Below are 24,202 nucleotides of genomic sequence, written 5' to 3' on the forward strand. Positions count from 1 at the left end.
CCCCGATGTCCGTCTTCACCTACCTGCACGTCGCGCTACGCGCGCGGCTGGCCGAGCTGCGCGGCGATCGCGGCGACAGTCCGGTGCCGACCGCAGTGATCATCTTTGGCCTGGTGGCCGTGGCGATGGCGGTGACCGGTGCCGCCCTCGCCGCCGCAAACGACTGGATGGACAACATCCCGAAGCATCAAGAACCGAAGTGACCTGTGCGTGCTGCCCTCCCCACCGGCCGGTGCCGGATGGTCACGGCCATCCGGCACCGCCGGCTACCCGGCGACCCCGAGCGGGGTGGCAATCCGGTGGAGTTGGCGGTGGCGCTGCCGGCGATCCTGCTGATGCTCTTCGCCTCGATCCAGGTCGCCGCGGTCTTCGTGGCCCGCTCGACCGCGCTCAACGCGGCGCAGAGCGGAGTCAACGCGCAGCGGCTGCACCAGGCCCCCGAGGGTGCCGGTGCGGCACGGGCGACGAAGTTCCTGAACCAGGCGGGCGACTGGCTGGTGGACTGGGAGGAGCCGGGGCCGAGTTGCGTCCGCACCGACACCGACGTGACCTGCACGGTCACCGGTCGGTCCCTGTCGGTCGTACCCGGGGTGAAGTTCTCGGTCCGGCAGAGCGCACACGGGACGGTGGAGCGGTGGACGGCACCGTGAGCCGGGGCTCGGTCTCGATCGAGGTCGCCGTCCTGGCACCCGCCTTCGTCGCGTTGATGGTGCTGGCCGGCGTCGCCGGGCGTACCGCCGTGGCCAGTGAGGCGCTCGAGGCCGCCGCGCACGACGCCGCCCGGGCGGCGTCGATCTCCCGGGACGCCACCACCGCCCGCCAGGAGGCGCGGGACGCGGCCCGCCGGCAGCTCGACTGGCGGGGAATCTCCTGCACCGGCACCCCCCGGGTGACCTTCCGGGGCACGGTCGGCGGCCGGTCCACCAGCTTCGACGCGGCCTTCCGCAGCGAGGTCGGGCAGGACGCCTCGGTCACCGTCGAGATCGCCTGCACGGTCTCCTACCAGGACATCAAGCTTCCCGCCCTGACGAAGATGCCGGCCGGTAACCGGATCACCGTGTCGTTCACCTCGCCACTGGACCGCTACCGGAGTCGGGGATGAGCCCGGCTCGGGGCGAGGCCGGGCGGGTGAGCGTCTTCCTCGCCGTCGCCCTGTTCGGGGTGCTCGCCATCATCGGCATGGCGTTCGACGGCGCGGGTCAGCTCCGTACCCTGCAACGGGCCGAGAACCTGGCCGCCGAGGCGGCCCGCACGGGTGGCCAGGCCATCGACCGGGCCACCGCGATCGAGGGTGGGCCGAAGCGGATCAACCAGCCCCAGGCCCGCCGGGCCGTCGCGCGGTACCTCTCCGCCGCCGGGGCCACTGGCCACAGCGTCAACTTTCCGGTGGTCGACGGCGAAACCCTGATCCAGGTACGCGTCACCATCACCTACCAGCGGGCCGTGCTCGGCCTCTTCGGCTTCACCAACACCGTCACCGTTTCCGGCGAGGCGACCGCACGGGCGCTGACCGGGGCACCCTAGGGAAGGAAGGTAGCCATGGCTGCATCGGGTGGCACCGCGGTACGGCGAACCGGTCGGGTGCTTACCGGCTTCGGTGCGCTCATCGTGCTGGTCGGACTGCTGGCCGGCGGGCCGATCGCGCTGCTGGCGTTCGCCGGCAACCCGTTACCCGACCATGTACCCACGCTGGCGGAGATCGGGACCACGTTGACCAGCCGCGACGACGGGCAGCTCTTCCTGCGGGCGTTGGCGCTGGTCGGGTGGTTCGGCTGGGCCACGTTCGCCTTCTCCGTGCTCGTGGAGGTGGGTGCGCAGGCCCTGCGTCGGCCGGCACCCCGGCTGCCCGGAATGGGCCGGCAGCAGCGGGCCGCTGCGGCACTTGTCGGGTCGGTGGCGTTGATCCTGGTGACCAGCCCGGCCGCCACCGCCGCCACCTCGGCGTACGCCGCCGGCACGTACTCGCCCGCCACGTACGCCGCCGCACCGGCCGCTGTCGCGCCCGCGATGGCCGCCCCCGCAGCGGCGGCGGGCCCGGCGATGACGGCGGCCCGGGACGGGGTTCCGGCGGCGTCGCAGGCTTCGGTCTACCGGGTGGCCAAGGGTGACTACCTCGGCAAGGTCGCCGAGCGGTACCTCGATGACTTCGACGACTATCGGCGGCTGGCCGCGCTCAACCGGCTGCGGGACCCGGACCGGATCCGCCCCGGCCAGCTCATCAAGCTGCCGACCGAGGCGCAGGACCAGGGTTCGCGGGCGCACGCCACCGGTCGCCTGGTCGTCCGGGCCACGCCGCCCTCCCCCGGGCCGGCCGTACCGGAGAAGGCCGAGGAGCGCAAACCCTCCCCGTCCAAGCCCGACGGCACGGCGGAGAAGCCTGGCGGCACCGTGGAGCAGCCGGGCGGGACCCGCTCCCTCACGCCGGTGGCACCGGCACCGCAGGGAGGCGGGGAGGACGCGTCGCCGCGCGGCGCGGGCGGCCACCCGCCGGTGGTGACGGTGGGTGCGGCCAGCGCCAGCGAGCCCGACCGGGTGAACCGGCCGTTGGCCGTCTCCGCGGTCCTCGCCGTGGCGAGCATCATCGGGGCACAGATCGGCGCGGTGCTGGGCATGCGTCGCCGGGTCGCGGTGGCACGCGCCGCCACCGGGCACCGGGTGACTGTCAGTCCGCCATCGGAGCTGCCGGCGGGTCGCCACCGCAAGGACTGACCGACCGCACCGGGCCGGTCGGGCTCAGGGCAGGCGGGTTTCGAGTACGCCGTTGACGATCCGGGTGGGCAGGACCTGCTGGTCGTTCGGGGACGGCCCGTGCACCACCTCGCCGCCGTTGAGGCGGAACGTGCTGCCGTGCCAGGGACAGACCACGCAGGTGTGTCCGTCGATCTCGCGTACCTCGCCCTCGCCGAGCGGGCCGCTCTGGTGCGGGCAGCGTTCGAGCATCACTGTGACGTCGTCGCCGTGCCGGTAGACGATCAGCGACACGTCGTCCACCTCACGCGTGACAAGTTCCCGCTGCGGCAGCTCGGTCAACTCGGCGATCGAGTGCCAGCCGTCGCTGATCAGGTGCAGGTCGGAGACGCTCACGTTCACCTGGGCGCCCTGCTTGTACGCGAGGTGCCCACCGACGTACGCCCCCGCGCTTGCCGCGCTCAGCCCGAGCCAGCCGAGCGTACGCCCGAGGTTGTGCCGGCCGGAGAGCCTCGCGGCCAGCGAGCCGCCGTACAACGCCAGCGCGACGGTGTTCGACGCGGCGTGCACCAGCCCGACGCGGCGTTGGTCCCGGGCCAGCGCCGCCCAGTCGTTGAGCCCGGCGACGGCCGCCGGCAGCGCGCTCAGCGTGCCGACCGCGGTGAGCGTGGTGGCCGCGCGACGCTGGCCGGGCATCAGGTCCAGCACCGCCGCGCTGACCCAGGAACCGACCGGGACCTGCACCATCGCCGGGTGCAGCGGATGCCCGAGCCAGACCCCGTGCAGCAGGTCCCGGACCCGCTGCGGGCGAAGCACGCCCTGCACCACACTCTGCAACCGGTCACCGAACCGGTCCAGGCCGGAAGCTTGCTCGATCTTCGTCAACAACGCTCGCACGGTTACCGACTTCCCGCCTTTCGCGACCGCAAACCGGTCGTCGGCGGCCCGTTCGGGCAGCCTGGGCCGCAATCCGCCTGGGCCGGCCCACAACTCCGGCCACCGGACGCAGTGGATCCCACTGGTCGAGGCGCTGGCGTACCGTCCGCTCCGACGCGATGCTGGGCAGATGGCGGTACGGGTGGAGCGGAACGGGCCGGTGACCACGGTGATCCTGGAGCGGCCGGCGGTACGCAACGCGGTGGACGGGCCGACCGCCCGAGCCCTGGCCGACGCGTTCCGGGCCTTCGACGCCGACCCGGAGGCTGCGGTGGCCGTGCTCTGGGGAGCCGGCGGCACGTTCTGCGCGGGCGCCGACCTGAAGGCGATGGGCACGCCGAGCGGCAACCGGGTCGAGCTGGACGGCGACGGTCCGATGGGTCCGACCCGGATGGTGCTCGGCAAGCCGGTGATCGCCGCGATCTCCGGCTACGCGGTGGCCGGCGGGCTGGAGTTGGCGCTCTGGTGCGACCTGCGGGTCGCCGAGTCCGACGCGGTGCTCGGGGTCTTCTGCCGGCGGTGGGGAGTGCCGTTGATCGACGGCGGTACGGTCCGACTGCCCCGGCTGATCGGCGAGAGCCGGGCGATGGACCTGATCCTCACCGGACGGCCGGTGCCGGCCGAGGAGGCGTACGCGATGGGGTTGGTGAACCGGCTGGTCGGCCCGGGTGAGTCCCGGGCGGCGGCCGAGCAGCTGGCCGCCGAGATCGCCCGCCATCCGCAGCACTGCCTGCGCAACGACCGCGCCGCCGTGCTGGCCACCGCCGCCCGACCCGAACCCGAGGCCCTGGCCACCGAGCTGACCTACGGCCTGCACTCGCTGGCCACCGACGCCACCTCCGCCCCCATCCGCTTCGCCGCCCGCCCCGAATCCGCTGGGTCAGGATCCGAGGTTGCGTAGCGCCTCCGAGATGGCGCGGTGGAAGGTCGGGTACGCGTAGATCATGTGCCGGAGCTGGGCCAGCGGGACCGCCGCGTGCACCGCGACCGCCAGCCCGGAGAGCACCTCGCCGCCGACCGGACCGGCCGAGGTGGCACCGATCAGCACTCCCTGGTCGGCGTCGGCGACCAGCTTGATGAAGCCGCCGTCGTCGGTCTTGTGGATCCAACCCCGGGTGGACGACGAGAGCTTGGTGAAGCCGACCTGCACGTTGATGCCGCGCTCCCGGGCCTGCCGTTCGGTCAGGCCGACCGCACCGATCTCCGGGTCGGTGAAGGTGACCCGGGGCAGTGCCCGGTAGTCAGCGCGGGGCACCGACCCGGCCGAGCCGCTCGACCCGGTGGCCGCCAACGAACTGGCCGCGCCGACCGCGCCGCCCACCACGCTGGCCGTGCCGCTGGGGTCCGCACCGGTGTCGGCCCGCCGGACATGGTCCAGCAGGTCGGCGACGACGATGCCCGCCTGGTACATGGCGACGTGGGTGAAGGCACCCTCACCGGTCACGTCACCGACCGCCCAGACCCCGTCGGTGACGTGCAGCCGGTCGTCGACCGGCAGGTAGCGCCGGCCGGCGTCGACACCGATCGTGTCCAGCCCCAACTCGTCCAGGTGGGCCCGGCGCCCGGTCGCCACCAGCAACCGCTCGGCGGTGAACCGCTCACCGCCCGCGCCGTGCAGCGTGAAGCCGGCCGGACCGTGCTCGACCCGGGCCGCCTTGACCTCGGTACGGATCTCCACTCCGTCGGCCCGCAACGCGGTGGCGGCCACCTCGGACGCCTCCGGCTCCTCGACGGCGAGCACCCGACCCGAGGCTTCCACCACGGTGACCCGTACGCCGAAGCGGGCGAACACCTGGGCCAACTCCAGCCCGATCGCTCCGCCGCCCAGCACCAGCAGCGACTCCGGTAGCTCCGCGACCTCGATGGCCGCCCGGTTGGTCCAGTACGGGGTCTCCGCCAGCCCTTCGATCGGCGGCACCGAGGCCTTGGTGCCGGTGCCCAGCACGATGCCGTGCCGGGCCTGGAAGACCTGGTCGCCGACGCGGACCCGGCCCGGCCCGTCGAGTCGGCCGCTGCCGCGGACGAAGCGCCCGCCCTTGCCGGTGAACCGCTGCACCGCGGCCCGGTCGTTCCAGTTGTCGGTGGCCTCCTCGCGGATCCGCTTCGCCACCGGTGCCCAGTCGGGGCGCACCTGCGCGGTGCCGGCCAGCCCGTCGACCCGGCGGGCCTCGGCGATCGCGTTCGCCGCCCGGATCATCATCTTGCTCGGGATGCAGCCCCAGTAGGGGCACTCCCCGCCGACCAGGTTCCGCTCGATCCCGACCACGCTCAGTCCGGCCTCGGCGAGCCGACCGGCAACTTCGTCGCCGCCGACCCCGAGCCCAAGCACGATCACGTCCACCAGTTCCGGCTCCGTCATGCCGTCAGCATCGCGCACTGCGCCCGCCGTCGGCCAGCCGTCAGCCCGTCTCCGCGCGGAGTGGCGGTGACGGACGCGAGGTCAACGCAGCCAGACCGGCGCCGGGCCGGGCATGTCCAGCGGCGGCGGATAGTCGAGGGTACGGCGGAGGGCCGGTGGCAGGCGCCACGGCTGGTGCACCACCGCGCCCGTCACCGAGGCCAACTCCGGCACCCACCGGCGGACGTACGCGCCCTCCGGGTCGTACCGTTCCGCCTGGCGGACCGGGTTGAATCCCCGGTACGGCTTGGTGTCGTTGCCGGTGCCGGCGACCCACTGCCAGTTTCCCGAGTTGTTGGCCACATCGCCGTCGAGCAGCCAGCGGAAGTAGACCGCCAGCCCGTCCCGCCAGTCCAGGCCCAGCGTCTTGGTCAGGTAGCCGGCCGTGATCAGGCGGGCGCGGTTGTGCAGCCACCCCTGCGCCCGCAGCTGCCGCATCCCGGCATCCACGATGGGCAGCCCGGTGCGCCCCTCCCGCCACGCGGCCAGCGCGTCGTCGTCGTACCGCCAGTTCTCGGTGGCACCCCGCCGGTACGCCCGCCGGGAGATGTCCGGGAAGGCCGCGGTGACCTGGTGGTGGAAGTCCCGCCAGCAGAGCTGTCGCACGAACGGCGAGGCCCGGTCCGCCCGGTTCGCCACGGTCAGCGGGGAGAGGCAGCCGAAGCGCAGATACGGGCTGAGCCGGGAGGTGCCGTCACCGGCCAGGTCGTCGTGCAGATCGCCGTAATGCGGCACGGTCGGCAGCCACCGGGTCAACCGCTGCCATGCCTCGGCCTCCCCACCGGTGACGGCCTCCGGCGAGTCGCCGGCCGGTACCGCCGGCAGGCGGCCCACCGACACGGTGGCGGGCAGCGTCACCCGTGCCGGTGGCGCCAGTTCCTCCCGCCAGCGCTGTGCGCTCCAGGCCCGGTGGTACGGGCCGAACACGCGGTAGTGGTCACCGCCGCTCGGGCTGAGGGCACCGGGATCGACGACGGTGAGCCCGGGGAAGAACCGCAGGCGCAGCCGGTGCCGCTCGCATTCGGCGCGCAGCCGATCGGCCCGGCGCTCGGCGTACCGCGAGACGTCGGCGCTGAGCGCGATCCCCGTTGCGCCCACCTCGCCGGCCAGCCGGATGGTCTCGGCGACCGGGTCACCGTGCCGGAGCACCAGGTCGCCGCCGAGCCCGCGCAGCGCGGTGCGGAGGGCGGCCAGGCTCTGGTGCAGGAACCGGGTGCGGTTGGGCGACAGCCGGGTCAGCGCCGGGTCCAGGACGTACAGCGGCACCACCCGGTCGAAGGCGGCACAGCTGCCGGCCAGCGCTGGGTGGTCGTGCACCCGCAGGTCGCGGGTGAAGAGCACGACTGCGGTACGCCCGGTCACGGCAGCGGCGGGCCGGGCAGCGTGACCGGCGTGCCGGTCGGAGTGAGCAGGGACCGGCCGGCCACCGTCAGCCGACGCCGTTGCGGCACGGTGGCCCGCCGGACGAACACGTCGTAGTCCTGGGCGGCCACCTCGTCGAGGATTCCCCCGTAGAGCGCGTACGCGGTGCGGATGCAGGCCTGCGAGGCGGCGTCGAGCAGCGTCACTCCCGGTGCCGCGGCGGCGTAGTGTGCCTGGGCCCGACCCACCTCGTAGCGGATCAGCTCGCGTACCGGCTCGGTGGCCCGGCCGGCGGCCCGGCAGCTCGCCAGGTCGTCCGGGGTGACCCCGAACGCGGCCAGGTCCTCCTCCGGCAGGTACGTCCGACCCCGGTCCAGGTCCTCGGCCACGTCCCGGATGAAGTTCGTGAGCTGGAACGCGAAGCCGAGCTGACGGGCCGGTTCCCGGGCCGCCGACGGATCGGAGCTGCCCAGGATGGGCAGCATCATGGTGCCGATTACCGCGGCCGAGCCCTCCATGTAGTCCAGCAGCTGGTGGTAGCTGCGGTACGACGTCACGGTCAGGTCCATCGCCATGCTCTTGAGGAACGAGGCGAAGTCCTCCCGGTCCAGGTCGAAGACGGCGATGGTGTGCAGCACCGCCGGCAGCAGCGGATCCTCGACCCGCTCGCCGTGCAGCCCGGCGACGAACCGTCCGCCCCAGTCGTCGAGCTGAGCGGCACGTTCGGCCGGCGGCAGGGCCTCGGTCTGATCGACGATCTCGTCGGCGTACCTGGTGAATCCATACAAAGCGTGCACATGCCGCCGTTTCCATGCGGGCAGCAGTCGGGTGGCGAGATAGTAGGTGCGGCCATGACGTCTGTGCAGCTCACGGCACCTGCGGTAGGCAGTGGCGAGTTCGAGCTCCACGGCCCCTCCTCCGGAATCGACGCATCAATCGACGCAACTTGCAACCTTAGGGTACGCTCAGCCACATGGCCAACGACGGACCAACGGGTAACCTGCTTCGCGTGGCACCTGAACAACCGATCGATGAGGATGATCCGATTCGGGCTGTTCTGGCCGCTTACACCCGGGATCTCGTCGAGGCGGTCGACCAGACGCTTGTCGAGTTCCTGACCGCCGAGGTCGGCGCACTCAGCGAAATCGACGCAGCGATGGGTGAGTTCGCCGCCACGGCACGCGACTACGTCCTCGGCGGCGGCAAGCGGGTCCGCTCGACCTTCGCCTACTGGGGCTGGCGGGGAGCGGTAGGCGGCGAACAACCCGTCGAGCCGGTTCTGCCGGCACTGGCCACGCTGGAGCTGCTACACACCTTCGCGCTGGTCCACGACGACGTGATGGACGCCTCCGCGACCCGGCGGGGCCGACCCACCGCGCACGTGGCGGTGGCCGCCCAGCACGCCGCCGACGGCCGCAACGGTGACTCCGGCCGGTTCGGCGAGGCGGTCGCGGTGTTGATCGGCGACCTCTGCATGGTCTGGGCCGACCAACTGCTGGCCCGCGCCGCGCTGCCCGCGCCCCGGCTGCTGGAGGTCCGGCGCGGCTACGACCGGATGCGGGTGGAGACCGTCGCCGGGCAGTATCTCGACGTGCTCGGCGAGACCGACCCGGCCAACTGGTCGGTGGACCGGGCACTGCGGGTGGCCCGCTACAAGACCGCCAGCTACACGGTCCTGCGCCCGCTGCTCTTCGGCGCCAGCCTGGCCGGCACGGACGAGGCGGCGCTGATCAACGCGTACACCCGCTACGGCCGGGCCGTCGGCGAGGCGTTCCAACTCTGCGACGACCTGCTCGGCGTCTACGGTGATCCGGGCACCACCGGCAAGCCGGCCGGCGACGACCTGCGCACCGGCAAGCCGACCACGCTGCTCATGCTGGCCCGGCAGCTGGCCAGCCCGGCCCAGCGCCGGGCGCTGGAGGGCACCGGTGCGTGCGCCGACGAGCCGGAGATCGCCCGGCTGGCCAAGGTGGTGGTCGACACCGGCGCGGTCGACCGGATCGAACGGATGATCGACGAGCGGATCGAGGAGGCGCTGGCGGCGCTCGACACGGTCGCCGTTGACGAGACCGCGCGGACCGCGCTCGTCGGCCTCGCCACCGCCGCCACCCGCCGGTCGGCATGATGTGGATCCCACGCGCAGAGAGGTGGTCGTCGGTGCGAACCGTTGACGGACGTACGGACCGGGTGGTTGTCGTGGGTGCCGGCCTGGGCGGCCTGGCCTGCGCGCTACACCTGGCCGGCAGCGGACGGCAGGTGACCGTCTTGGAACGCGAGCCGGTGCCGGGCGGGCGGGCCGGTCGGCTCAGCGTCGACGGCTACGAGTTCGACACCGGTCCGACCGTGCTCACCATGCCCGACCTGATCGCCGAGGCGCTCGGCGCGGTCGGCGAGGAGCTGACCGACTGGGTCGACCTGGTCCCGCTCGATCCGGCCTACCGGGCCTACTACCCGGACGGCTCCACCCTCGACGTGCTCACCGACACGACCCGGATGGCGGCGGAGATCTCCCGGGTCTGCGGGCCGCAGGAGGCCGACGGCTACCTCCGGTTCGTGGACTTCGCCCGGAAGCTGTGGCAACTGGAGCGGGCCGACTTCATCGAGCGCAACCTCGACGCGCCCACCGACCTGCTCACCGCCAACCTGCTCAAGCTGCTGGCCAGCGGCGCCTTCCGGCGACTGCAAACCAAGATCGACCAATTTTTCCGGGACCCGCGTACCCGGCGGATCTTCTCCTTCCAGGCCATGTACGCCGGGCTCGCGCCGCACGACGCGCTGGCCATCTACGCGGTGATCGCCTACCTCGACTCGGTGGCCGGCGTCTACTTCCCGCGCGGCGGCATCCACGCCGTCTCCCGCGGTCTGGCCGGCGCCGCGGAGAAGCACGGCGTGCAGATCCGGTACGGCACCACGGTGACCCAGGTGACGACCGCGAACGGCCGGGCCACCGGGGTGCTGACCGCCGATGGCGAGTTCGTCCCGGCGGACGTGGTGGTGCTCAACCCCGACCTGCCGGTGGCCTACCGCGACCTGCTTCCGCCGTCGCGCCCGCGGCGGCTGACCTACTCGCCGTCCTGCGTCGTCCTGCACGTCGGCTCCACCCAGGGGTACCGCCGGATCGCCCACCACAACATCCACTTCGGGAAGGCCTGGAAGGGCACGTTCGACGAGGTGATCCGGCGCGGCGACCTGATGAGCGACCCGTCCCTGCTGGTCACCAACCCGAGCCGGACGGACCCGGCGGTGGCACCCGCCGGTCGGCACACCTATTACGTGCTCGCCCCGGTGCCCAACCTCGACCGGGCGCCGTTCGACTGGCGGGGCGACCTCACCGCCCGCTACACCGACAGGCTCGTCGCCACCCTGGAGCAGCGCGGCTACCTCGGCTTCGGGGCGGGCGTCGAGGTGCTCCGGGCGGTCACGCCGGCCGAGTGGGCGGAGCAGGGCATGGCCGCCGGCACTCCCTTCGCCGCCGCGCACACCCTCTTTCAGACCGGCCCGTTCCGACCGTCTAACCTGCATCGATCATTGTCCAACGTGGTCTTCGTCGGCTCCGGCACCCAGCCCGGTGTCGGCGTCCCGATGGTGCTCATCTCCGGCAAGCTCGCCGCCGGCCGGGTGACCGGAAACGGCAAGTGAGCGCCGACAGTCCAGCACAGCGGAGCACCGAAGTCGCGAACGGAGGACGGCACTGATGCCACCGTCCAGGGAGGGTCACCTGGTCGAGCTGGTCGACGACGGGGGTCAGCCGGTCGGCGAGACCACCGTCGCCGCCGCTCACCGGCCACCGGGTCGGCTGCACCGCGCCTTCTCCGTGCTGTTGGTCGCGCCGGACGGCCGGGTGCTGCTCCAGCGCCGTGCCGCGGTCAAGACCCGCTTCCCGCTGCGCTGGGCCAACTCCTGCTGCGGTCACCCCCAGCCGGGCGAGGCCCTGACCGAGGCCGCCAACCGGCGGCTGGCAGAGGAGTTGGGTGCCGGCCCGGTACCGCTGACCGAGGTCGGGGCCTACGTCTACCGGGCCGAGGATCCGGCCACCGGACGGGTCGAGGTGGAGTACGACCACGTCCTGCGGGGCGAGTTCCGGCCGGACAGCCCGCTGCGTCCCGACCCGGCGGAGGTCGCCGAGCTGCGCTGGGTCGCCCCGGCGACACTCGCCGCCGAGCTGGGCACAGATCCCGACAGGTACGCGCCCTGGCTGGGCGGCGTGCTGGACCGGCTTCTGCACCCGTCGGAGCCCGCCGGCGACTCGTCGGAGCGGTCGGGTGGCCGATGAGGCGTTGAGTGCCGGGGCAGTCGCTCGCCGACTGGGCGTGGCAGTGACCACGCTGCGCACCTGGCACCAGCGGTACGGCCTCGGGCCCAGCCAGCACGTCCCCGGACACCACCGGCGCTACACCCCGGCCGACCTGGTTCGGCTGGAGGTCATGCGGCGGCTCACCGCCGAAGGGGTCAGCCCGGCCGAGGCGGCGCGCTGGGCTCGGCAGGCACCCGGCCCGCTGCCCGACAGCGCCACCGTCCGGGCCAGGTCGAGCAGCGTCCGCGCCGGCGGTGGCACGACCATCCCGGTCGGCCGCGCCGGACCGGCGGCGCGCGGTCTGGCCCGCGCCGCGATGCGACTGGACGCCGTGGCGATCAGCGAGACGATCACCCGGGCGATCGCAGCCGACGGGGTCGTGCGCACCTGGGACCGGCTGCTCCGCCCGGTGCTCGTCGGCATCGGTGAGCGGCACGCCGCCACCGCCGCGCTGATCGAGGTCGAACACCTCTTCTCCCGGTGCGTCTCAGCGGCGTTCGCGGCCGCCGTGGCGGCCCGTCCGGCCCCCGCCGGACCGCCCCGCATCCTGCTCTCCTGCGCCGACGAGGAGCAGCACAGCCTGCCACTGGAGGCGCTGGCCGCCGCCCTCACCGAGGCCGGCGTCAGCCATCGGATGCTCGGTGCCCGGGTGCCGGTGAGCGCCCTGCTGGACGCGATCGACCGGACCGGACCGGCCGCCGTGGTGGTCTGGTCGCACATCCGGCTCACCGCCGACGCGAGCCAGCTCACCGCTCTGCTCACCGCACCGCGCCGCCCGCTTCTGGTGCTCGCCGGTGGGCCCGGTTGGCAGGCCGACGCCCTGCCCGCCGGAGTGGTCCGCCCGGTCGACCTCGCCGAGGCGGTCTCGCTCGCCGTCGCCATCCGCGACTCGCTGGACCGCAGCGCCGCCTCCTGAACCCCGCGACCGCCGCCGCCTCCTGAACCCCGCAGCGCGCCGCCGTCTCCCGGGCCATCGGGATACGCAGGGCGCTGGCCCTCTGACCCGCCGTTGATGCCCCGAAATCGGGTGAACTAGCGTCGGAGGTCCGCGTACCCCGATCCCCCTCGGGAGCGAACGATGCGTCATCGTGCCCTGCTCGCCTGCGTCACCGGCCTGATCGTCCTACTGGTGGCCGGCTGCGGCGGCGGAAGCTCGCCCGAAACCAGCAACCCGCCGAGCCCGCCTCCCTCGGCCGCCCTGCCCTCGCAGGCGGCGCCGGCACCGGCCCGCAGCACGCCACCCAAGCCGCCGCTGCGGGCGCTGCCGGCCAAGCTGCCGGCCGGGTTGGTCCGCACCACCGGAGCACCGGAGGTGGCCCTCACCTTCGACGACGGTCCGGACCCGGCCTGGACCCCGAAGGTGCTGGACCGGCTGAAGAAGGCCAAGGTGACCGCCACCTTCTGCGTGGTGGGTACCCAGGTCCGCAAGCATCCCGAGCTGGTCCGCCGGATCGTCCGGGAGGGGCACCAGCTCTGCAACCACAGCTGGAACCACGACCTCGACCTGGCCCGGCGGCCGATCGCCGAGATCCGCGCCGACCTGGTCCGCACGAACAGGGAGATCCGGCGGGCGGTGCCCGACGCCGAGGTGCCGTTCTACCGGCAGCCCGGCGGCCGGTGGACCGCCGAGGTGGTGAAGGTCGCGCGGAAGCTCGACATGCGGTCGCTGCACTGGACGGTCGACCCGAAGGACTGGGCCAAGCCGACCGCCGCCACGATCGAGAAGCGGGTGAAGCGCTCCGCCAGGCCCGGCGCGGTCGTGCTGCTGCACGACGGCGGCGGCGACCGGGCGGCCACTCTCGCCGCCTGCCCCCGCCTGATCGCTGCCCTCAAGCGCGACCACGGCGTCGCCAGTCTCCGCTGACACCGGTCCTGACCTGCGGTTTTTCGAGACGTTGTGGCTGTGGCCATACCGGTTTGGTCGTCCGGTGAGACATCACGTATGCTTTCCAAGCCTCCGGCGGGGCCGGATGGGAGCAAGTCCGCACAACGTTGCGAGTGTGCAATGATGGCGGGGCCGCCCTCATCGTCTAGCGGCCCAGGACGCCGCCCTTTCAAGGCGGTAGCACGGGTTCGAATCCCGTTGGGGGCACGGTCCGGCTTCGGCCGGATGCAACAAACAGCTAGGTCCTGTGGAGCAGTTGGAGTGCTCGCCGCCCTGTCAAGGCGGAGGTCGCGGGTTCAAGTCCCGTCAGGACCGCAAGCGCTGACGCCGCGCACCATGCGCGGCGTTCCGCGTATCGGGGAATGTGACCCCGTCCGGCGGAGGCCCCGTCGTCCGGGTAGCATGAGCCGAGCACCACGGCCAGGTAGCTCAGTTGGTACGAGCGTCCGACTGAAAATCGGAAGGTCGGCGGTTCGACCCCGCCCCTGGCCACCTAGCCTTTCGCCGGGCTAAAGAGATCCCCATCAGCGGAAACGCCGATGGGGATCTTGCTTATGCGGCGGGCAGAAGTGAGATCGCCTCGATCAGCCCGAACAGCGACTGCCCCGGCGAGGGAGTTTTCCCGCGAGCGCCGCACCGTCCTGCCCAGGCGTGGTAGGAGGAGTCATGAAGATTCCATTGCTCGACGAGATCGACGCCGTTGTCGCTTCCGGCAAGGCCGTCATGCAGGCCAACGACCGCGACATCGTTGATGTCGTGAAGCAGGTGATGATGAGCGACCGGTCCGCGTCCTTCTACCTGAGCCGAAAGCAGGCGGATGCGATTCGGCAGTGGTACTGGACGCCGGAGCGAATCGCGCTCACCGGAATGAAGACCATTTCCACGGAGGAGCACGAGCGCATCCGCAGGGAACTGGGAATCAACGTCACCAACTTCCGGTACGCGCCGATCGACTGTGAATGCGGGCATTTGTATGGTGCTTTCGATTTCCTTCAGCAGGGCATTCGGGAGCATGGACTGGAGATGGTTGCCGCCATCTTTTCGATGAAGAATTCGACGTTCTTCCAGATCAATCCCTCGTTCGTCCCGGTCTGCCCGGCCTGCGGTCGCCGGCTGCCGAGGCTCGCCGAGGCCGGCGGCGGATCGTACGACTGCGATGAGTACGGCGGATGCTCCTGTTGTCTTCGACCCGTATTCCGGGAGTCGGCCGGGCAGCCGGAACCGGCATCGCGTTAGCTGCGCATCCGGGCATGAGCCGGTATGGTCCGGGCCTATGGGACACGGGATGGCCGATGCGACCGAAATCAGGCAGGACCACGACCGGTTCGCGCTCCGCAGCACCCTGCTGGTTCCCAGCTCCGCCGACCGGGCGTACGAGGTGTTCACCGGAAACCTCGCCGACTGGTGGGTGACGGAATACACCTGGTCCGGGCCGGGCCTGCTCGCCGAGTTGGGGATGGAGCCCCGGGCCGGTGGAATGCTCTACGAGATCGGCCCCTACGGATTCCGCAACGACTGGGGTCGGGTACTCACCTGGGACCCGCCCCGCCGACTCGTCTTCACCTGGCAGATCGGCGCGGACCGCGTGCCGGTGCCCGACCCGGCGCGGGCCAGCGAGGTCGAGGTGCTCTTCACCCCGGCAGGGGCCGGAACCCTGATCGAGGTCACGCACCGGCACTTCGACCGGCATGGCGAGGCTGCGGAGGGCTACCGCGAGGCGTTGACCGCCGGCTGGCACGAGCTGTTGTCCCGCTTCGCCACCACGCTGGCCGACCACCGGGCGTGACACGAGTCACCGTCGGCGCCTGCCGATCCGGAAACTGCCGGGGCGCGCGGTCAGCCGGCCCGGTGCCGCAGCGTGGCCACGGTCGAACCGGCGAGGGTGAGCAGACACTCCGGCAACAGCCCGTCGGCCGCCGCCGCACCGAACAGCGCCTGGGCGGTATCGAGGTCCGAGTTGGCGTACGCGCTGACGAAGCGGGCCACCCACCGGGCGTCGTACCGAGCCTGGTCGATGCCGGGAAAGTCGAGCGCGCAGGCCCCTGGCGGCACCGGATCGCCGACCATGGTCGCGGCCAGGCGCCACGCCACGTCGTACGCGCCGGAGAGGCCGGCCCGGTGGACCACCTCGCCGAAGGTCCCCGCCACCGCCTCGGAGTCCCCGTCGAGCGCCGAGCGGAGGATGGCGGCGGCGTCGTCGTGCGTCTGCTGTGGCGAGTCGGTCACCCACCGCACAGTAGGGGTCCCCGTCAAGAAACGACCTATGACTACTCTCCGTGCATATCGGAGGCGACCTGCGGATAGCCGGGCCTCCATGGTCCCGTTGACCGGCGCGGCACGCTAGTCTGCGCAGCGGACCTTCGCCCGAGGAAGGACGACGATGCACATGTCACGCGGCTCGCGGACGGCCGCTCTGGTCGCCTGCGCAGCGCTCCTGCTCGCCACCAGCGCCTGCGGGGATGACCAGCCCGAGGAGGCGACCACCCAACAGGTGCGCCTCTACGGCACCGACGGCAACATGTCGAACTCGTACCCGGACGAGCTGGGGGATCGCGCCAGCCTGGTGGACGGGATGAAGGGCACAACTCCCCTCACACCGCTGCCGGAGGATTTCAAGAAGCGGCTACGGACCGTCGATCCACAGTTGGACGGGTTCCTCTACGCCGCCGAGGCGTACGACGCGGTGGTGATCAGCGCGCTCGCGGCAGAGGTTGCCGGCACCACCGATCCGGCGGCCATCGCGAAGCAGATCGTCGGCGTCACCAACGAGGGCACCACCTGCGGGACCCCGGCCCAGTGTCTGCGGCTGGTCCGCGACGGTGAGGACATCGAGTACCGCAGTGTCTCGATCACCCGGGCCGGCTTCACCGACGCCGGCGAGCCGGCCACCGCCAGCTACGCGACCCTGCACTTCGACGGCGAGCGGCTCAACGACGCCAAGACGGAGTTCGTCGGCGCGGGCGACGAGTCGGCGGCGAGCGCCAAGGCCCCGCCGCGGAGTGGAGGCTCGTCCAGCGGTGACGGCGGGCCGCTCGTCCTCGGCGGGCTGCTACCGAAGACGGGTGACCTGGCGCTGGCCTACCCGCCGTTGGCCGCCGGTACGGCGCTGGCGATCGAGGAGATCAACAGGGCCGGTGGCGTGCTCGGCGAGGACGTGGTCTGGGTCGACGGCGACGACGGCACCAACCCCGAGGTTGCCAAGGCGACCGTGGCCCGTCATCTCGACGCCGGGGTCCACGTGATCATCGGTGCCGGCGGCTCCGGGATCTCCGCCGCCGTGCTGGAGGACGTGGTGAAGGCGGGGCGGATCCTCTTCTCCCCCTCCAACACCGCGGCGACCCTGACCGACGCGGAGGACAACGGCCTCTACTTCCGTACCGCCCCGCCGGACAGCCTCCAGGGCCGGGCGCTGGCCGACGTCATCCTCCGGGACGGTCCGCAGAAGATCGCGATCGTGGCTCGTAAGGACGCCTACGGCGAGGGGCTTCAGGACGTCGTCCGCTCCGAGCTGGAGCGGGCCGGGTTCGGTGGCGACAAGGTGCGGCTGCTCAGCTACGAGCCCGGCGAGGGTGCCGAGGCCCCGCCGATCGACTTCAGCGACGGCGCAAAGCAGATCAAGGAGTTCGGCGCGGACGCCGTCCTGATCATCGGCTTCGGCGAGTCCGCCGCGGTGGTCCGGGCGCTCGCCGACGCCGACGTACCCCTGGCGGCGCTGGCCCGGCGCTGACGCGCTGGACCGCTGACCTGCAACAGCACGACGGCCGCACCGGTTCCGGTGCGGCCGTCGTGTTCTGTGGTCACCTCAGCGCCCGCGCCGCCGTTCCAGGAACTCCGTCATCCGTTGCCGCTTCTCCTCGTCCTCGAAGAGCACCGCCTGGCTGACCAGGTCCAGCTGCGGGTGCGCGGTGGGCGGGGCGTCGACCGCGAGCTTGGTCAACCGCAACGCCAACGCCGAGCCCCTGGCCATCTCGTCGATCAGCTCGTGGGCCGCCGGCAGCAGCGCCTCCGGCGTCGCCACCACGTTGTTCACCAGGCCGATCCGCAACGCCTCCACGGCGTCCACCCGCCGCCCGGTGAAGAGCAGTTCCTTGGCCCGCGCCTCGCCGACCAACGCCGGTAGCCGGTGGGTCGCACCGGCGCCGGCCAGGATGCCCAGTCGCACCTCGGGCTGCCCGAAGACCGCCCGCTGGGTGCAGACCCGCAAGTCGCAGGCGTACGCCAGCTCGGCGCCACCGCCCAGCGCCGGTCCGTCGATCGCCGCCACGGTCGGCATCGGCAGCGCCCGGATCCGGGCGAAGGCGGCCGAGTTGATCGCCGCGAGTGCGTCCAGCCGTCCCCGCTCGCGCAACTGGCCGATGTCGGCCCCACCGGCAAAGATCCCGTCGGTGCCCCCGGTCAGCAGCAGCATCCGGGGGCGGGCCTCCAACTCGGCGCAGACCTCGTGCAGCGCGGCGATCAGGTCGGCGTCGATGGCGTTGCGCTTCTCCGGCCGGTCCAGGGTCACCACCAGCCGGTCCGCGCGCTCCTCGACCCGCAGCCCGGCGCTCATCGCGTCGCCGCCGACCCGGGCAGCTTCGCCGCCGACCCGGGCAGCTCGATGCCGCCGGAACGGACCCCGTCGGCCCAGTCGTAGAAGCCCCGGCCGGACTTCTTGCCCAGCCGACCGGCGGCCACCATCTCCACCAGCAGCGGCGGCGGGGCGAACCGGTCCCCGTACGCGGCCTGGAGCGTACGGGCGATGTCGAGGCGGACGTCCAGGCCGACCAGATCGGTCAGCTCCAGCGGCCCGACCGGGTGCCGGTAGCCGAGCACCATCGCCTTGTCGATGTCGGCCGGGCTGGCCACCCCGTCGGCGACCATCCGGATCGCCTCCAGCCCGAGGGTCACCCCGAGCCGCGACGTGGCGAAGCCGGGCAGGTCGCGTACCACGACGGGGTCCTTGCCCAGCCGGCCGGCGAGCGCGACGGCGGCCTCGGTGGTCCCGGCGGCGGTGGCCGGGCCGACCACGATCTCCAGCAGCGTCATGACCCAGACGGGGTTGAAGAAGTGCAGCCCGCAGAAGCGTTCCGGCCGGGCCAACCCTTCGGCGAGTTCGGTGATGGGGATGCTTGAGGTGTTGCTGCCGAGCAGGGCCGGGCGCAGCGCCTCCGCCTCGGCCAGGACCGCCCGCTTGAGGTCGAGCCGCTCCGGTACGGCCTCCACGATCACCTCCGGCGCCTCCGCCACCTCGGCGAGCCCCGCCCGTAGGGTGACCCGCTCCCGGTTGGCCGCAGCCTGCTCGGCGGTCAGCTTGCCGCGTTCCACGGCCCGGTCCCACAGCCCCGCGAGGCGGGCCATGGCCGCGTCGCCGCGTGCCCGGTCCACCTCGACCAGTTCCACCAGGTGGCCGGCGTCCGCCGCCACGTACGCGATACCGAGGCCCATCGTGCCCGCCCCGACCACGACGAACCGTTCAGTCATGGGGACACCACCGCACAGTGACGAATTCCGGCTCGCTGACGCCGTCGGCACGCGGGATCGCCGCCACGCCGGAGCCAGCCCGTACGCTCCGCTCAGTCATGGTGCGACCCTATGCAGCACCGGTCGCGACCCATGCGTGGGGGCGGGCAGGGCCGGGTACTGATCGCCGACAACCAAGGGAAGGACGAGCAGATGAGCCAGGCACCGGAGACCGCGGGCGGCGCGGGCACCGAGGAGACCGTCGAGACGCGCGGTGACGAGCGCGTCGAGCTGCTGCGTGCCGACACCAACAACGACGGCCGCACCGACGTGTGGGTGGTGGACACCGACGGCGACGGCAAGGCCGACCTGTTCCAGTTCGACACCGACGGCGACGGCAAGGTGGACGTCACGATGGTCGACATCGACGAGGACGGCCAGCCGGACGAGATCGTCGACGGCGACGGCGGCCTCCCCCCGGAGCAGCTTCCGCCCACCGTCTCGGTCTGAGCGAAAGGAAGGGCCCCTTGTTAACGCCTCCGGTATAGCAAGGGGCCCCTCTTAACAGCCGCACCACCGGCACCTGCCGGCCGTGCCGGTCGGGGCCGGTCAGGGCCGGTCAGGGCCGAGGACGGCGGCGGTCAGCCGGGCAGTCGCAGGGTGGCCAGGTAGTACGGGGCGTCCCGGTCGTCCACGTCCACAAGTCGCCAGGCGGAGCCGCGGACCAGGTCGGCCAGTTCGTCGGGCGAGCAGACCAGGTAGTCGAACCAGGGCGTACCCAGTTCGCGGTAGCGCAGCCGCAGCCGCAGCTGCCCACCGAGCCGCCCCCGCCGACGGTTGTCCTCGTGGTAGCCGGTGTGCACCGGGTCGCGGGTGCCGTACGGATTCGTGCCGTGCGCGATCACCTGCGCCCCGGGACGGGCCATCGCGGCCAGTGCGGCCAGGAAGGCCGGTGCCCGTTCCCGCCCTTCGAGCAGGCCGAGGTTGTTGCCGAGCAGCAGGAAGGTGTCGTAGCGCCGTCCGCTCGCGGCGTGCTCGTCGACCGTGCCCGACACGAGATCGCGTACGCCCCGACGACGGCACACCTTCAACGCCCCGGGTGAGACGTCCAGCCCGGTCACCGGTACGCCGCGCTCCTGTAGCAGCAGCGCGATCCGCCCGGCACCGACGCCGATGTCCAACGTGTCACCGCGTACCCGGTCCACCGCCCGGTGGTCGTGCGGTTGCCAGTCCTGCGGCTCGTCGAGGTAGTGCGCGGCCGGTGCGCCGTTGATCAGCCCGTCGTCCCGCTCGATGATCTCGATGACCGGGCGGGGCAGCCGCCCGCCGGCCAGTGGTCGGGGACCGATCCCGGTGGCCACCGCCAACGCGTCGCGCAGCAGTTCCCCGAAGACGTCACCGATCCGTGGTTCTCCCGTCACAATCACCACGCTATCCGGCTGTCCGGTTCACGACTGCGCCCGTATCCTGGGCGGGTGACCACGTTGGACCGCCTCGCGGCGGAGAAATACGTTCTCCTCACGACCTTCCGCAAGGACGGCCGGGCGGTGCCGACCCCGGTCTGGGCGGTTCGCGACGGCGACGCCCTGGCGGTCTGGTCGGCCGCCGACGCCGGCAAGGTAAAGCGGATCCGGCGCAGCGGAGAGGTCACGGTGGCACCGTGCGACGTACGCGGTCGGCCGCACGGTGCGGCGGTGCCGGCTCGGGCGAGTCTCTACGACGCCGGGGCGACCAGTCGGATCCGCGGCCTGATCAAGCAGAAGTACCGGGTGATCGGCCGGCTGACGCTGCTCGGCAGCCGGCTGCGCCGGGGCGAGGGCGGCACGGTGGGGATCCGGATCGAGCTGACCGAACGGGAGCAACCGACGTCTCCCGCCGATGGCTGAGCACGACGAGGGGCGGCGGATGAATCCGCCGCCCCTCGTGAAGCCTGCTATGCCGCCGGCCGGTCAGTCACCCTGGCGCTGCTGCGGGATCTGCCCCTGCAGCAATGCCCTGACCTCGGACTCCCGGTAGCGGCGGTGGCCGCCCAGGGTTCGGATGGCGCTGAGCTTGCCAGCCTTCGCCCAACGGGTCACCGTCTTCGGGTCGACACGGAACATCGACGCCACCTCGGCCGGTGTAAGTAGCGGCTCTGGTTCGTGCGTTCGCGATGCCATCGGTCACTCCTCCACATGTATAGACATCGGCCGGGGTCCCGCCGGCCGACGCGTCTCCCATGGTCCGGCTAGTCCCCGATGTCCGACATGGGCCGAACGGCCGAACGTCCCTAGACGGACGGATGAACCATGCCCGATTTATACGACTTTTACACCCCAGAAACCGCCTTATTCGGACTCATGATCACGGTTCGTGATGCGTCAACTACGAATACTCCTCACGTTACGCCCCTGAACAGGGGCAAACGAGGACCAGTCTCGCGTCCGGCGTCGTTTGTCGCGACCGTACCCGACCGGGGGATGACCGACCCCCGGGCGGCCTACGGACGAGTCGCGCGGCGGAACGGCGACCGCTAGTTGCAGCGCTCCAGGAGTTGCACGGCCCGCCAGCGGGCGACCAGCCTGTCGTAGGCGGCGGAGGCCTCCTCCGCCTCGCCCCGGGAAAGGCCGGCGAGCCCAGCCGCGACCAGTTCCGGTGAGTCGTCGGCAGCGAGCGTCTCGTCCGAGAGCAGCTCGACCAGCCCGCCGTAGTCCAACTCGACCACGGACCGCGGATGGAACTCCTCCAGCCACCGGGCGGCCTCCTCGACCGCCTCGGTGATCGGCGCTTCGCCGACCGACTTGCGCAACACCGCCAGGGCCCGTGACGAGCGCCGCCGGGCCTTGGAGATCTCCGTCCGGAACCGCAGCGCACGGCGGTCCGGCGCGGTGACGTGGTGCCGCTCCTCCGCCTCGAACAAGACGAACCAACGCAGCGGTACGCCCCAGGTCGCGATCTGCTCGTGCACCCGCGGCACCCCGTGCTCCAACACCCGGGCCCCGCTGCGCCAGTCCTCAACCACCGCCTTCGCCTGCCCGGCCAGCACCGGTGGAACGAACGCGTCGGCCAGCACCGGCGGAACGCCGTCCCGCGCGCTCAACGCCGCCTCGGCCACCCGGATACGCAGGTTCCACGGACAAACCAACAGGGTCTCGTCCGTCTCCAGCACGTACGCCTCGTCCGGCAGGTCGGGCAACCTGGTCCAGCCGGCACCAAGTGCCTCGATCACCGAGCTGAGCTGCCGACCGGGGCCTTCCACCGGTGCCACTGCCCGACCTTGCTCGACATAGCGCCGCCAGTACGACTGACGATCCCGGTCGAAAGCGGTCAGCGGCTCGTACACGCGCAGGTATGAAGCGAAGAGCGACGGCACGGCGCGATCCTCCCACGAACCGCAAGCCGAGCGTTGCTCGGCGTCATCGGTGGACGACCGGCGGACTGCCCGCAGGACGGGACGGTGCGGTCGGCGGGGGCAGGACGGTGGCGACCGATACTAGGCTCGCACCACCGGCAACATCCCCGCCGACGTAGACCAGGTCCGCGTCCCACAAGGACGCCCGCCGACACCAGGAGCCAGTCATGGGCGTATTCGCCACCACGGATGATCCCGAGGCCACGGGCCACGAGCAGGTCGTGTTCTGCCAGGACAAGCAGACCGGCCTGAAGGCGATCATCGGCATCTACTCCACCGCGCTGGGCCCCGCGCTCGGCGGCACCCGCTTCTACCCGTACGAGAGCGAGGAAGCCGCCCTCGCCGACGTGCTCGACCTCTCCCGTGGCATGGCGTACAAGAACGCCCTCGCCGGCCTGGACCTGGGCGGCGGCAAGGCGGTGATCTGGGGCGACCCGGAGCAGATCAAGAGCGAGGCGCTGCTGCGGGCGTACGGCCGCTTCGTGCAGTCGCTGGGCGGCCGGTACTACACCGCCTGCGACGTCGGCACCTACGTGCCGGACATGGACGTGATCTCCCGCGAGACGCGGTACGTCACCGGCCGCAGTGTGGAGCACGGCGGGGCGGGAGACTCCTCGGTTCTCACCGCCTGGGGTGTGTTCCAGGGGATGCGCGCGGCGGCCGAGCACGTCTGGGGCGTACCGACCCTGCGCGGCAGGCGGGTCGGCGTCGCCGGGCTGGGCAAGGTCGGCAAGTACCTCCTCGGTCACCTCTTCGACGACGGCGCCGAGGTGGTCGCGACCGACGTGAACCCGCGGGCACTGGAGTGGGCCCGGACGACCCATCCGCAGGTGAAGCTCGTCGACGACACGGCCGCGCTGGTGGCCGCCGACATCGACGTGTACGCCCCCTGCGCCCTCGGCGGCGCACTGAACGACGACACGGTGGCGGTGCTGCGCGCGAAGGTGATCGCCGGAGCGGCCAACAATCAGCTCGCCCACCCGGGGGTGGAGAAGCTGCTCGCCGACCGGGGCATCCTCTACGCGCCGGACTACGTGGTGAACGCGGGTGGCGTGATCCAGGTCGCGGACGAGATCGAGGGTTTCGACTTCGAGCGGGCCAAGCTGCGGGCAACCGGGATCTACGACACCACGCGGGAGATCCTCCGGCTCGCCGACGCCGACGGCGTGCCGCCGGCCGTGGCCGCCGACCGCCTGGCCGAGCGGCGGATGGCCGAGATCGGCCGGCTGCGCACCATCCACCTGCGCTGACCGCCAACTCATCGAGGACGAACCGCCGAGGGCGGGCGATTGATGCCGCCTTCGGCGGGCTCGCCGACCTAAGATGAGGATGTGCCGCTTTCGCGCTATTCGCCCCGGTGTCACGACCGTTCCCGGCATCGCTCCTTACCGGGTACAATGGGTGACGACCGCCCGAACGCAACGCGCGGCAGCGGTCGACGGTAACCCGAGGTGCCGAACGGTGGCATCCCCATGTACCGTAAGAGCCACGAGAGATGCCTGACGTCATCGGGGCCCGCCTTCGGGCTGCCCCGCATTCTGTGCGAGGGGGTCGAGCCATGGGGCGCGGCCGTGCTAAGGCCAAGCAGACAAAGGTGGCCCGGGAGTTGAAGTATCACTCCCCGAACACCGACCTCGCCGCCTTGCAGCGAGAACTCGGCGGCAGCGGCAAGTCGGACCGCAACTTCGACGACGACTACAAAGAGTACGTCGACGATGACGAGGACCATGCCGAGGACGACCCGGACACCTGGGTCCGTCCAACCCGTTGACCCCCGGTCACATCTGAGCACGCGGTAACTCCCCGCGT

The 24,202-nt window shown here is 72.0% G+C and carries 28 protein-coding genes and 3 tRNA genes; 21 read left to right on the forward strand and 10 right to left on the reverse strand.

The window, feature by feature from the left end:
• Positions 1–5: 5 nt before the first annotated feature.
• From AC507J_RS02015 to AC507J_RS02035, 5 genes are read left to right on the forward strand one after another with little or no spacing between them, the layout of a single operon-like run.
• Complete coding sequence (locus AC507J_RS02015) at positions 6–203, forward strand: hypothetical protein (RefSeq protein ID WP_496287295.1); 198 nt, start codon at positions 6–8, stop codon at positions 201–203.
• 36 nt (positions 204–239) lie between these two features.
• Positions 240–650 (forward strand): TadE family protein, encoded by a 411-nt coding sequence (locus AC507J_RS02020; protein ID WP_496287296.1) that lies wholly within the window; start codon positions 240–242, stop codon positions 648–650.
• Entirely contained in the window at positions 635–1,102 is a 468-nt protein-coding gene (locus AC507J_RS02025; protein ID WP_496287297.1) for a TadE/TadG family type IV pilus assembly protein, read from the forward strand. The genes AC507J_RS02020 and AC507J_RS02025 overlap by 16 nt, the downstream gene beginning before the upstream one ends.
• Positions 1,099–1,524 carry a hypothetical protein gene (locus AC507J_RS02030; RefSeq protein WP_496287298.1) on the forward strand — a complete coding sequence of 142 codons (426 nt, stop codon included), beginning with the start codon at positions 1,099–1,101 and terminating at the stop codon, positions 1,522–1,524. Before AC507J_RS02025 ends, AC507J_RS02030 begins: the two co-directional genes overlap by 4 nt.
• Positions 1,525–1,539: 15 nt before the next feature.
• Positions 1,540–2,709: a LysM peptidoglycan-binding domain-containing protein gene (locus tag AC507J_RS02035; RefSeq protein ID WP_496287299.1), complete on the forward strand. Its 1,170-nt coding sequence runs from the start codon at positions 1,540–1,542 to the stop codon at positions 2,707–2,709.
• Positions 2,710–2,733: 24 nt separating this feature from the next.
• On the opposite strand, the gene AC507J_RS02040 is transcribed toward AC507J_RS02035, so the two are convergent.
• Entirely contained in the window at positions 2,734–3,585 is an 852-nt protein-coding gene (locus AC507J_RS02040) for a Rieske (2Fe-2S) protein (RefSeq protein ID WP_496287300.1), read from the reverse strand.
• A gap of 169 nt (positions 3,586–3,754) precedes the next feature.
• Here AC507J_RS02040 and AC507J_RS02045 point away from each other — a divergent pair, with 169 nt between their 5' ends.
• Entirely contained in the window at positions 3,755–4,525 is a 771-nt protein-coding gene (locus tag AC507J_RS02045; protein ID WP_496287301.1) for a crotonase/enoyl-CoA hydratase family protein, read from the forward strand.
• On the opposite strand, the gene AC507J_RS02050 is transcribed toward AC507J_RS02045, so the two are convergent.
• The 3 genes from AC507J_RS02050 to AC507J_RS02060 all read right to left on the reverse strand — a co-directional run bounded on the left by AC507J_RS02050 (position 4,505) and on the right by AC507J_RS02060 (position 8,292).
• The gene (locus AC507J_RS02050) at positions 4,505–5,983 is read right to left on the reverse strand and encodes a dihydrolipoyl dehydrogenase family protein (protein ID WP_496287302.1); all 1,479 of its coding nucleotides are present in this window, start codon (positions 5,981–5,983) and stop codon (positions 4,505–4,507) included. The genes AC507J_RS02045 and AC507J_RS02050 overlap by 21 nt on opposite strands.
• Positions 5,984–6,064: 81 nt before the next feature.
• Complete coding sequence (locus tag AC507J_RS02055; RefSeq protein ID WP_496287303.1) at positions 6,065–7,384, reverse strand: cryptochrome/photolyase family protein; 1,320 nt, start codon at positions 7,382–7,384, stop codon at positions 6,065–6,067.
• Entirely contained in the window at positions 7,381–8,292 is a 912-nt protein-coding gene (locus AC507J_RS02060) for a phytoene/squalene synthase family protein (RefSeq protein ID WP_496287304.1), read from the reverse strand. The genes AC507J_RS02055 and AC507J_RS02060 overlap by 4 nt, the downstream gene beginning before the upstream one ends.
• 65 nt (positions 8,293–8,357) lie before the next feature.
• Here AC507J_RS02060 and AC507J_RS02065 point away from each other — a divergent pair, with 65 nt between their 5' ends.
• The 10 genes from AC507J_RS02065 (at position 8,358) to AC507J_RS02110 (ending at position 15,349) form a co-directional block, all read left to right on the forward strand.
• Positions 8,358–9,509: a polyprenyl synthetase family protein gene (locus tag AC507J_RS02065; RefSeq protein ID WP_496287305.1), complete on the forward strand. Its 1,152-nt coding sequence runs from the start codon at positions 8,358–8,360 to the stop codon at positions 9,507–9,509.
• Between the two features lie 32 nt (positions 9,510–9,541).
• Positions 9,542–11,023 carry a phytoene desaturase family protein gene (crtI, locus tag AC507J_RS02070; protein ID WP_496287306.1) on the forward strand — a complete coding sequence of 494 codons (1,482 nt, stop codon included), beginning with the start codon at positions 9,542–9,544 and terminating at the stop codon, positions 11,021–11,023.
• A gap of 55 nt (positions 11,024–11,078) precedes the next feature.
• Positions 11,079–11,657 (forward strand): isopentenyl-diphosphate Delta-isomerase, encoded by a 579-nt coding sequence (idi, locus tag AC507J_RS02075; RefSeq protein WP_496287307.1) that lies wholly within the window; start codon positions 11,079–11,081, stop codon positions 11,655–11,657.
• A complete protein-coding gene (locus AC507J_RS02080) occupies positions 11,647–12,594 on the forward strand; it encodes a MerR family transcriptional regulator (protein WP_496287308.1) in 948 nt (315 codons plus the stop codon). Before idi ends, AC507J_RS02080 begins: the two co-directional genes overlap by 11 nt.
• 162 nt (positions 12,595–12,756) lie before the next feature.
• Positions 12,757–13,542 carry a polysaccharide deacetylase family protein gene (locus AC507J_RS02085; protein ID WP_496287309.1) on the forward strand — a complete coding sequence of 262 codons (786 nt, stop codon included), beginning with the start codon at positions 12,757–12,759 and terminating at the stop codon, positions 13,540–13,542.
• A 155-nt stretch (positions 13,543–13,697) separates the two neighbouring features.
• Positions 13,698–13,770 (forward strand) — tRNA-Glu (locus AC507J_RS02090).
• A 34-nt stretch (positions 13,771–13,804) separates the two neighbouring features.
• Positions 13,805–13,878 (forward strand) — tRNA-Asp (locus AC507J_RS02095).
• Between the two features lie 103 nt (positions 13,879–13,981).
• A tRNA-Phe gene (locus AC507J_RS02100) sits at positions 13,982–14,055 on the forward strand.
• 174 nt (positions 14,056–14,229) lie between these two features.
• A complete protein-coding gene (locus AC507J_RS02105) occupies positions 14,230–14,799 on the forward strand; it encodes a hypothetical protein (protein ID WP_496287310.1) in 570 nt (189 codons plus the stop codon).
• Positions 14,800–14,836: 37 nt separating this feature from the next.
• Positions 14,837–15,349 (forward strand): SRPBCC family protein, encoded by a 513-nt coding sequence (locus tag AC507J_RS02110; protein WP_496287311.1) that lies wholly within the window; start codon positions 14,837–14,839, stop codon positions 15,347–15,349.
• Between the two features lie 50 nt (positions 15,350–15,399).
• Here AC507J_RS02110 and AC507J_RS02115 read toward each other — a convergent pair whose 3' ends face one another.
• On the reverse strand, positions 15,400–15,789 hold the full coding sequence (locus AC507J_RS02115) for a hypothetical protein (protein WP_496287312.1): 390 nt from the start codon (positions 15,787–15,789) through the stop codon (positions 15,400–15,402).
• Positions 15,790–15,943: 154 nt separating this feature from the next.
• Here AC507J_RS02115 and AC507J_RS02120 point away from each other — a divergent pair, with 154 nt between their 5' ends.
• Complete coding sequence (locus tag AC507J_RS02120; protein WP_496287313.1) at positions 15,944–17,290, forward strand: ABC transporter substrate-binding protein; 1,347 nt, start codon at positions 15,944–15,946, stop codon at positions 17,288–17,290.
• 75 nt (positions 17,291–17,365) lie between these two features.
• On the opposite strand, the gene AC507J_RS02125 is transcribed toward AC507J_RS02120, so the two are convergent.
• Both AC507J_RS02125 and AC507J_RS02130 read right to left on the reverse strand, forming a co-directional pair.
• Entirely contained in the window at positions 17,366–18,112 is a 747-nt protein-coding gene (locus AC507J_RS02125) for an enoyl-CoA hydratase/isomerase family protein (protein WP_496287314.1), read from the reverse strand.
• Positions 18,109–19,023: a 3-hydroxyacyl-CoA dehydrogenase family protein gene (locus AC507J_RS02130; RefSeq protein WP_496287315.1), complete on the reverse strand. Its 915-nt coding sequence runs from the start codon at positions 19,021–19,023 to the stop codon at positions 18,109–18,111. The genes AC507J_RS02125 and AC507J_RS02130 overlap by 4 nt, the downstream gene beginning before the upstream one ends.
• A 192-nt stretch (positions 19,024–19,215) precedes the next feature.
• Between AC507J_RS02130 and AC507J_RS02135 the strand changes: the two genes are divergently transcribed.
• The gene (locus AC507J_RS02135) at positions 19,216–19,512 is read left to right on the forward strand and encodes a hypothetical protein (RefSeq protein WP_496287316.1); all 297 of its coding nucleotides are present in this window, start codon (positions 19,216–19,218) and stop codon (positions 19,510–19,512) included.
• A 131-nt stretch (positions 19,513–19,643) separates the two neighbouring features.
• Here AC507J_RS02135 and AC507J_RS02140 read toward each other — a convergent pair whose 3' ends face one another.
• Positions 19,644–20,423 carry a class I SAM-dependent methyltransferase gene (locus AC507J_RS02140; protein ID WP_496287317.1) on the reverse strand — a complete coding sequence of 260 codons (780 nt, stop codon included), beginning with the start codon at positions 20,421–20,423 and terminating at the stop codon, positions 19,644–19,646.
• Between the two features lie 54 nt (positions 20,424–20,477).
• On the opposite strand from AC507J_RS02140, the gene AC507J_RS02145 reads away from it, so the two are divergent.
• Complete coding sequence (locus tag AC507J_RS02145; protein WP_496287318.1) at positions 20,478–20,888, forward strand: PPOX class F420-dependent oxidoreductase; 411 nt, start codon at positions 20,478–20,480, stop codon at positions 20,886–20,888.
• Positions 20,889–20,951: 63 nt separating this feature from the next.
• On the opposite strand, the gene AC507J_RS02150 is transcribed toward AC507J_RS02145, so the two are convergent.
• Both AC507J_RS02150 and AC507J_RS02155 read right to left on the reverse strand, forming a co-directional pair.
• The gene (locus AC507J_RS02150) at positions 20,952–21,161 is read right to left on the reverse strand and encodes a BldC family transcriptional regulator (RefSeq protein ID WP_007073996.1); all 210 of its coding nucleotides are present in this window, start codon (positions 21,159–21,161) and stop codon (positions 20,952–20,954) included.
• Between the two features lie 353 nt (positions 21,162–21,514).
• Positions 21,515–22,354, reverse strand: a complete 840-nt coding sequence (locus tag AC507J_RS02155; protein WP_496287319.1) for a DUF8083 family protein — start codon at positions 22,352–22,354, stop codon at positions 21,515–21,517.
• A gap of 206 nt (positions 22,355–22,560) precedes the next feature.
• Here AC507J_RS02155 and AC507J_RS02160 point away from each other — a divergent pair, with 206 nt between their 5' ends.
• Positions 22,561–23,643 carry a Glu/Leu/Phe/Val family dehydrogenase gene (locus AC507J_RS02160; RefSeq protein WP_496287320.1) on the forward strand — a complete coding sequence of 361 codons (1,083 nt, stop codon included), beginning with the start codon at positions 22,561–22,563 and terminating at the stop codon, positions 23,641–23,643.
• 308 nt (positions 23,644–23,951) lie between these two features.
• Positions 23,952–24,164 (forward strand): DUF3073 domain-containing protein, encoded by a 213-nt coding sequence (locus AC507J_RS02165; protein ID WP_111244996.1) that lies wholly within the window; start codon positions 23,952–23,954, stop codon positions 24,162–24,164.
• Positions 24,165–24,202: the final 38 nt, after the last annotated feature.

Source organism: Micromonospora sp. PRAS1, from assembly GCF_059553435.1.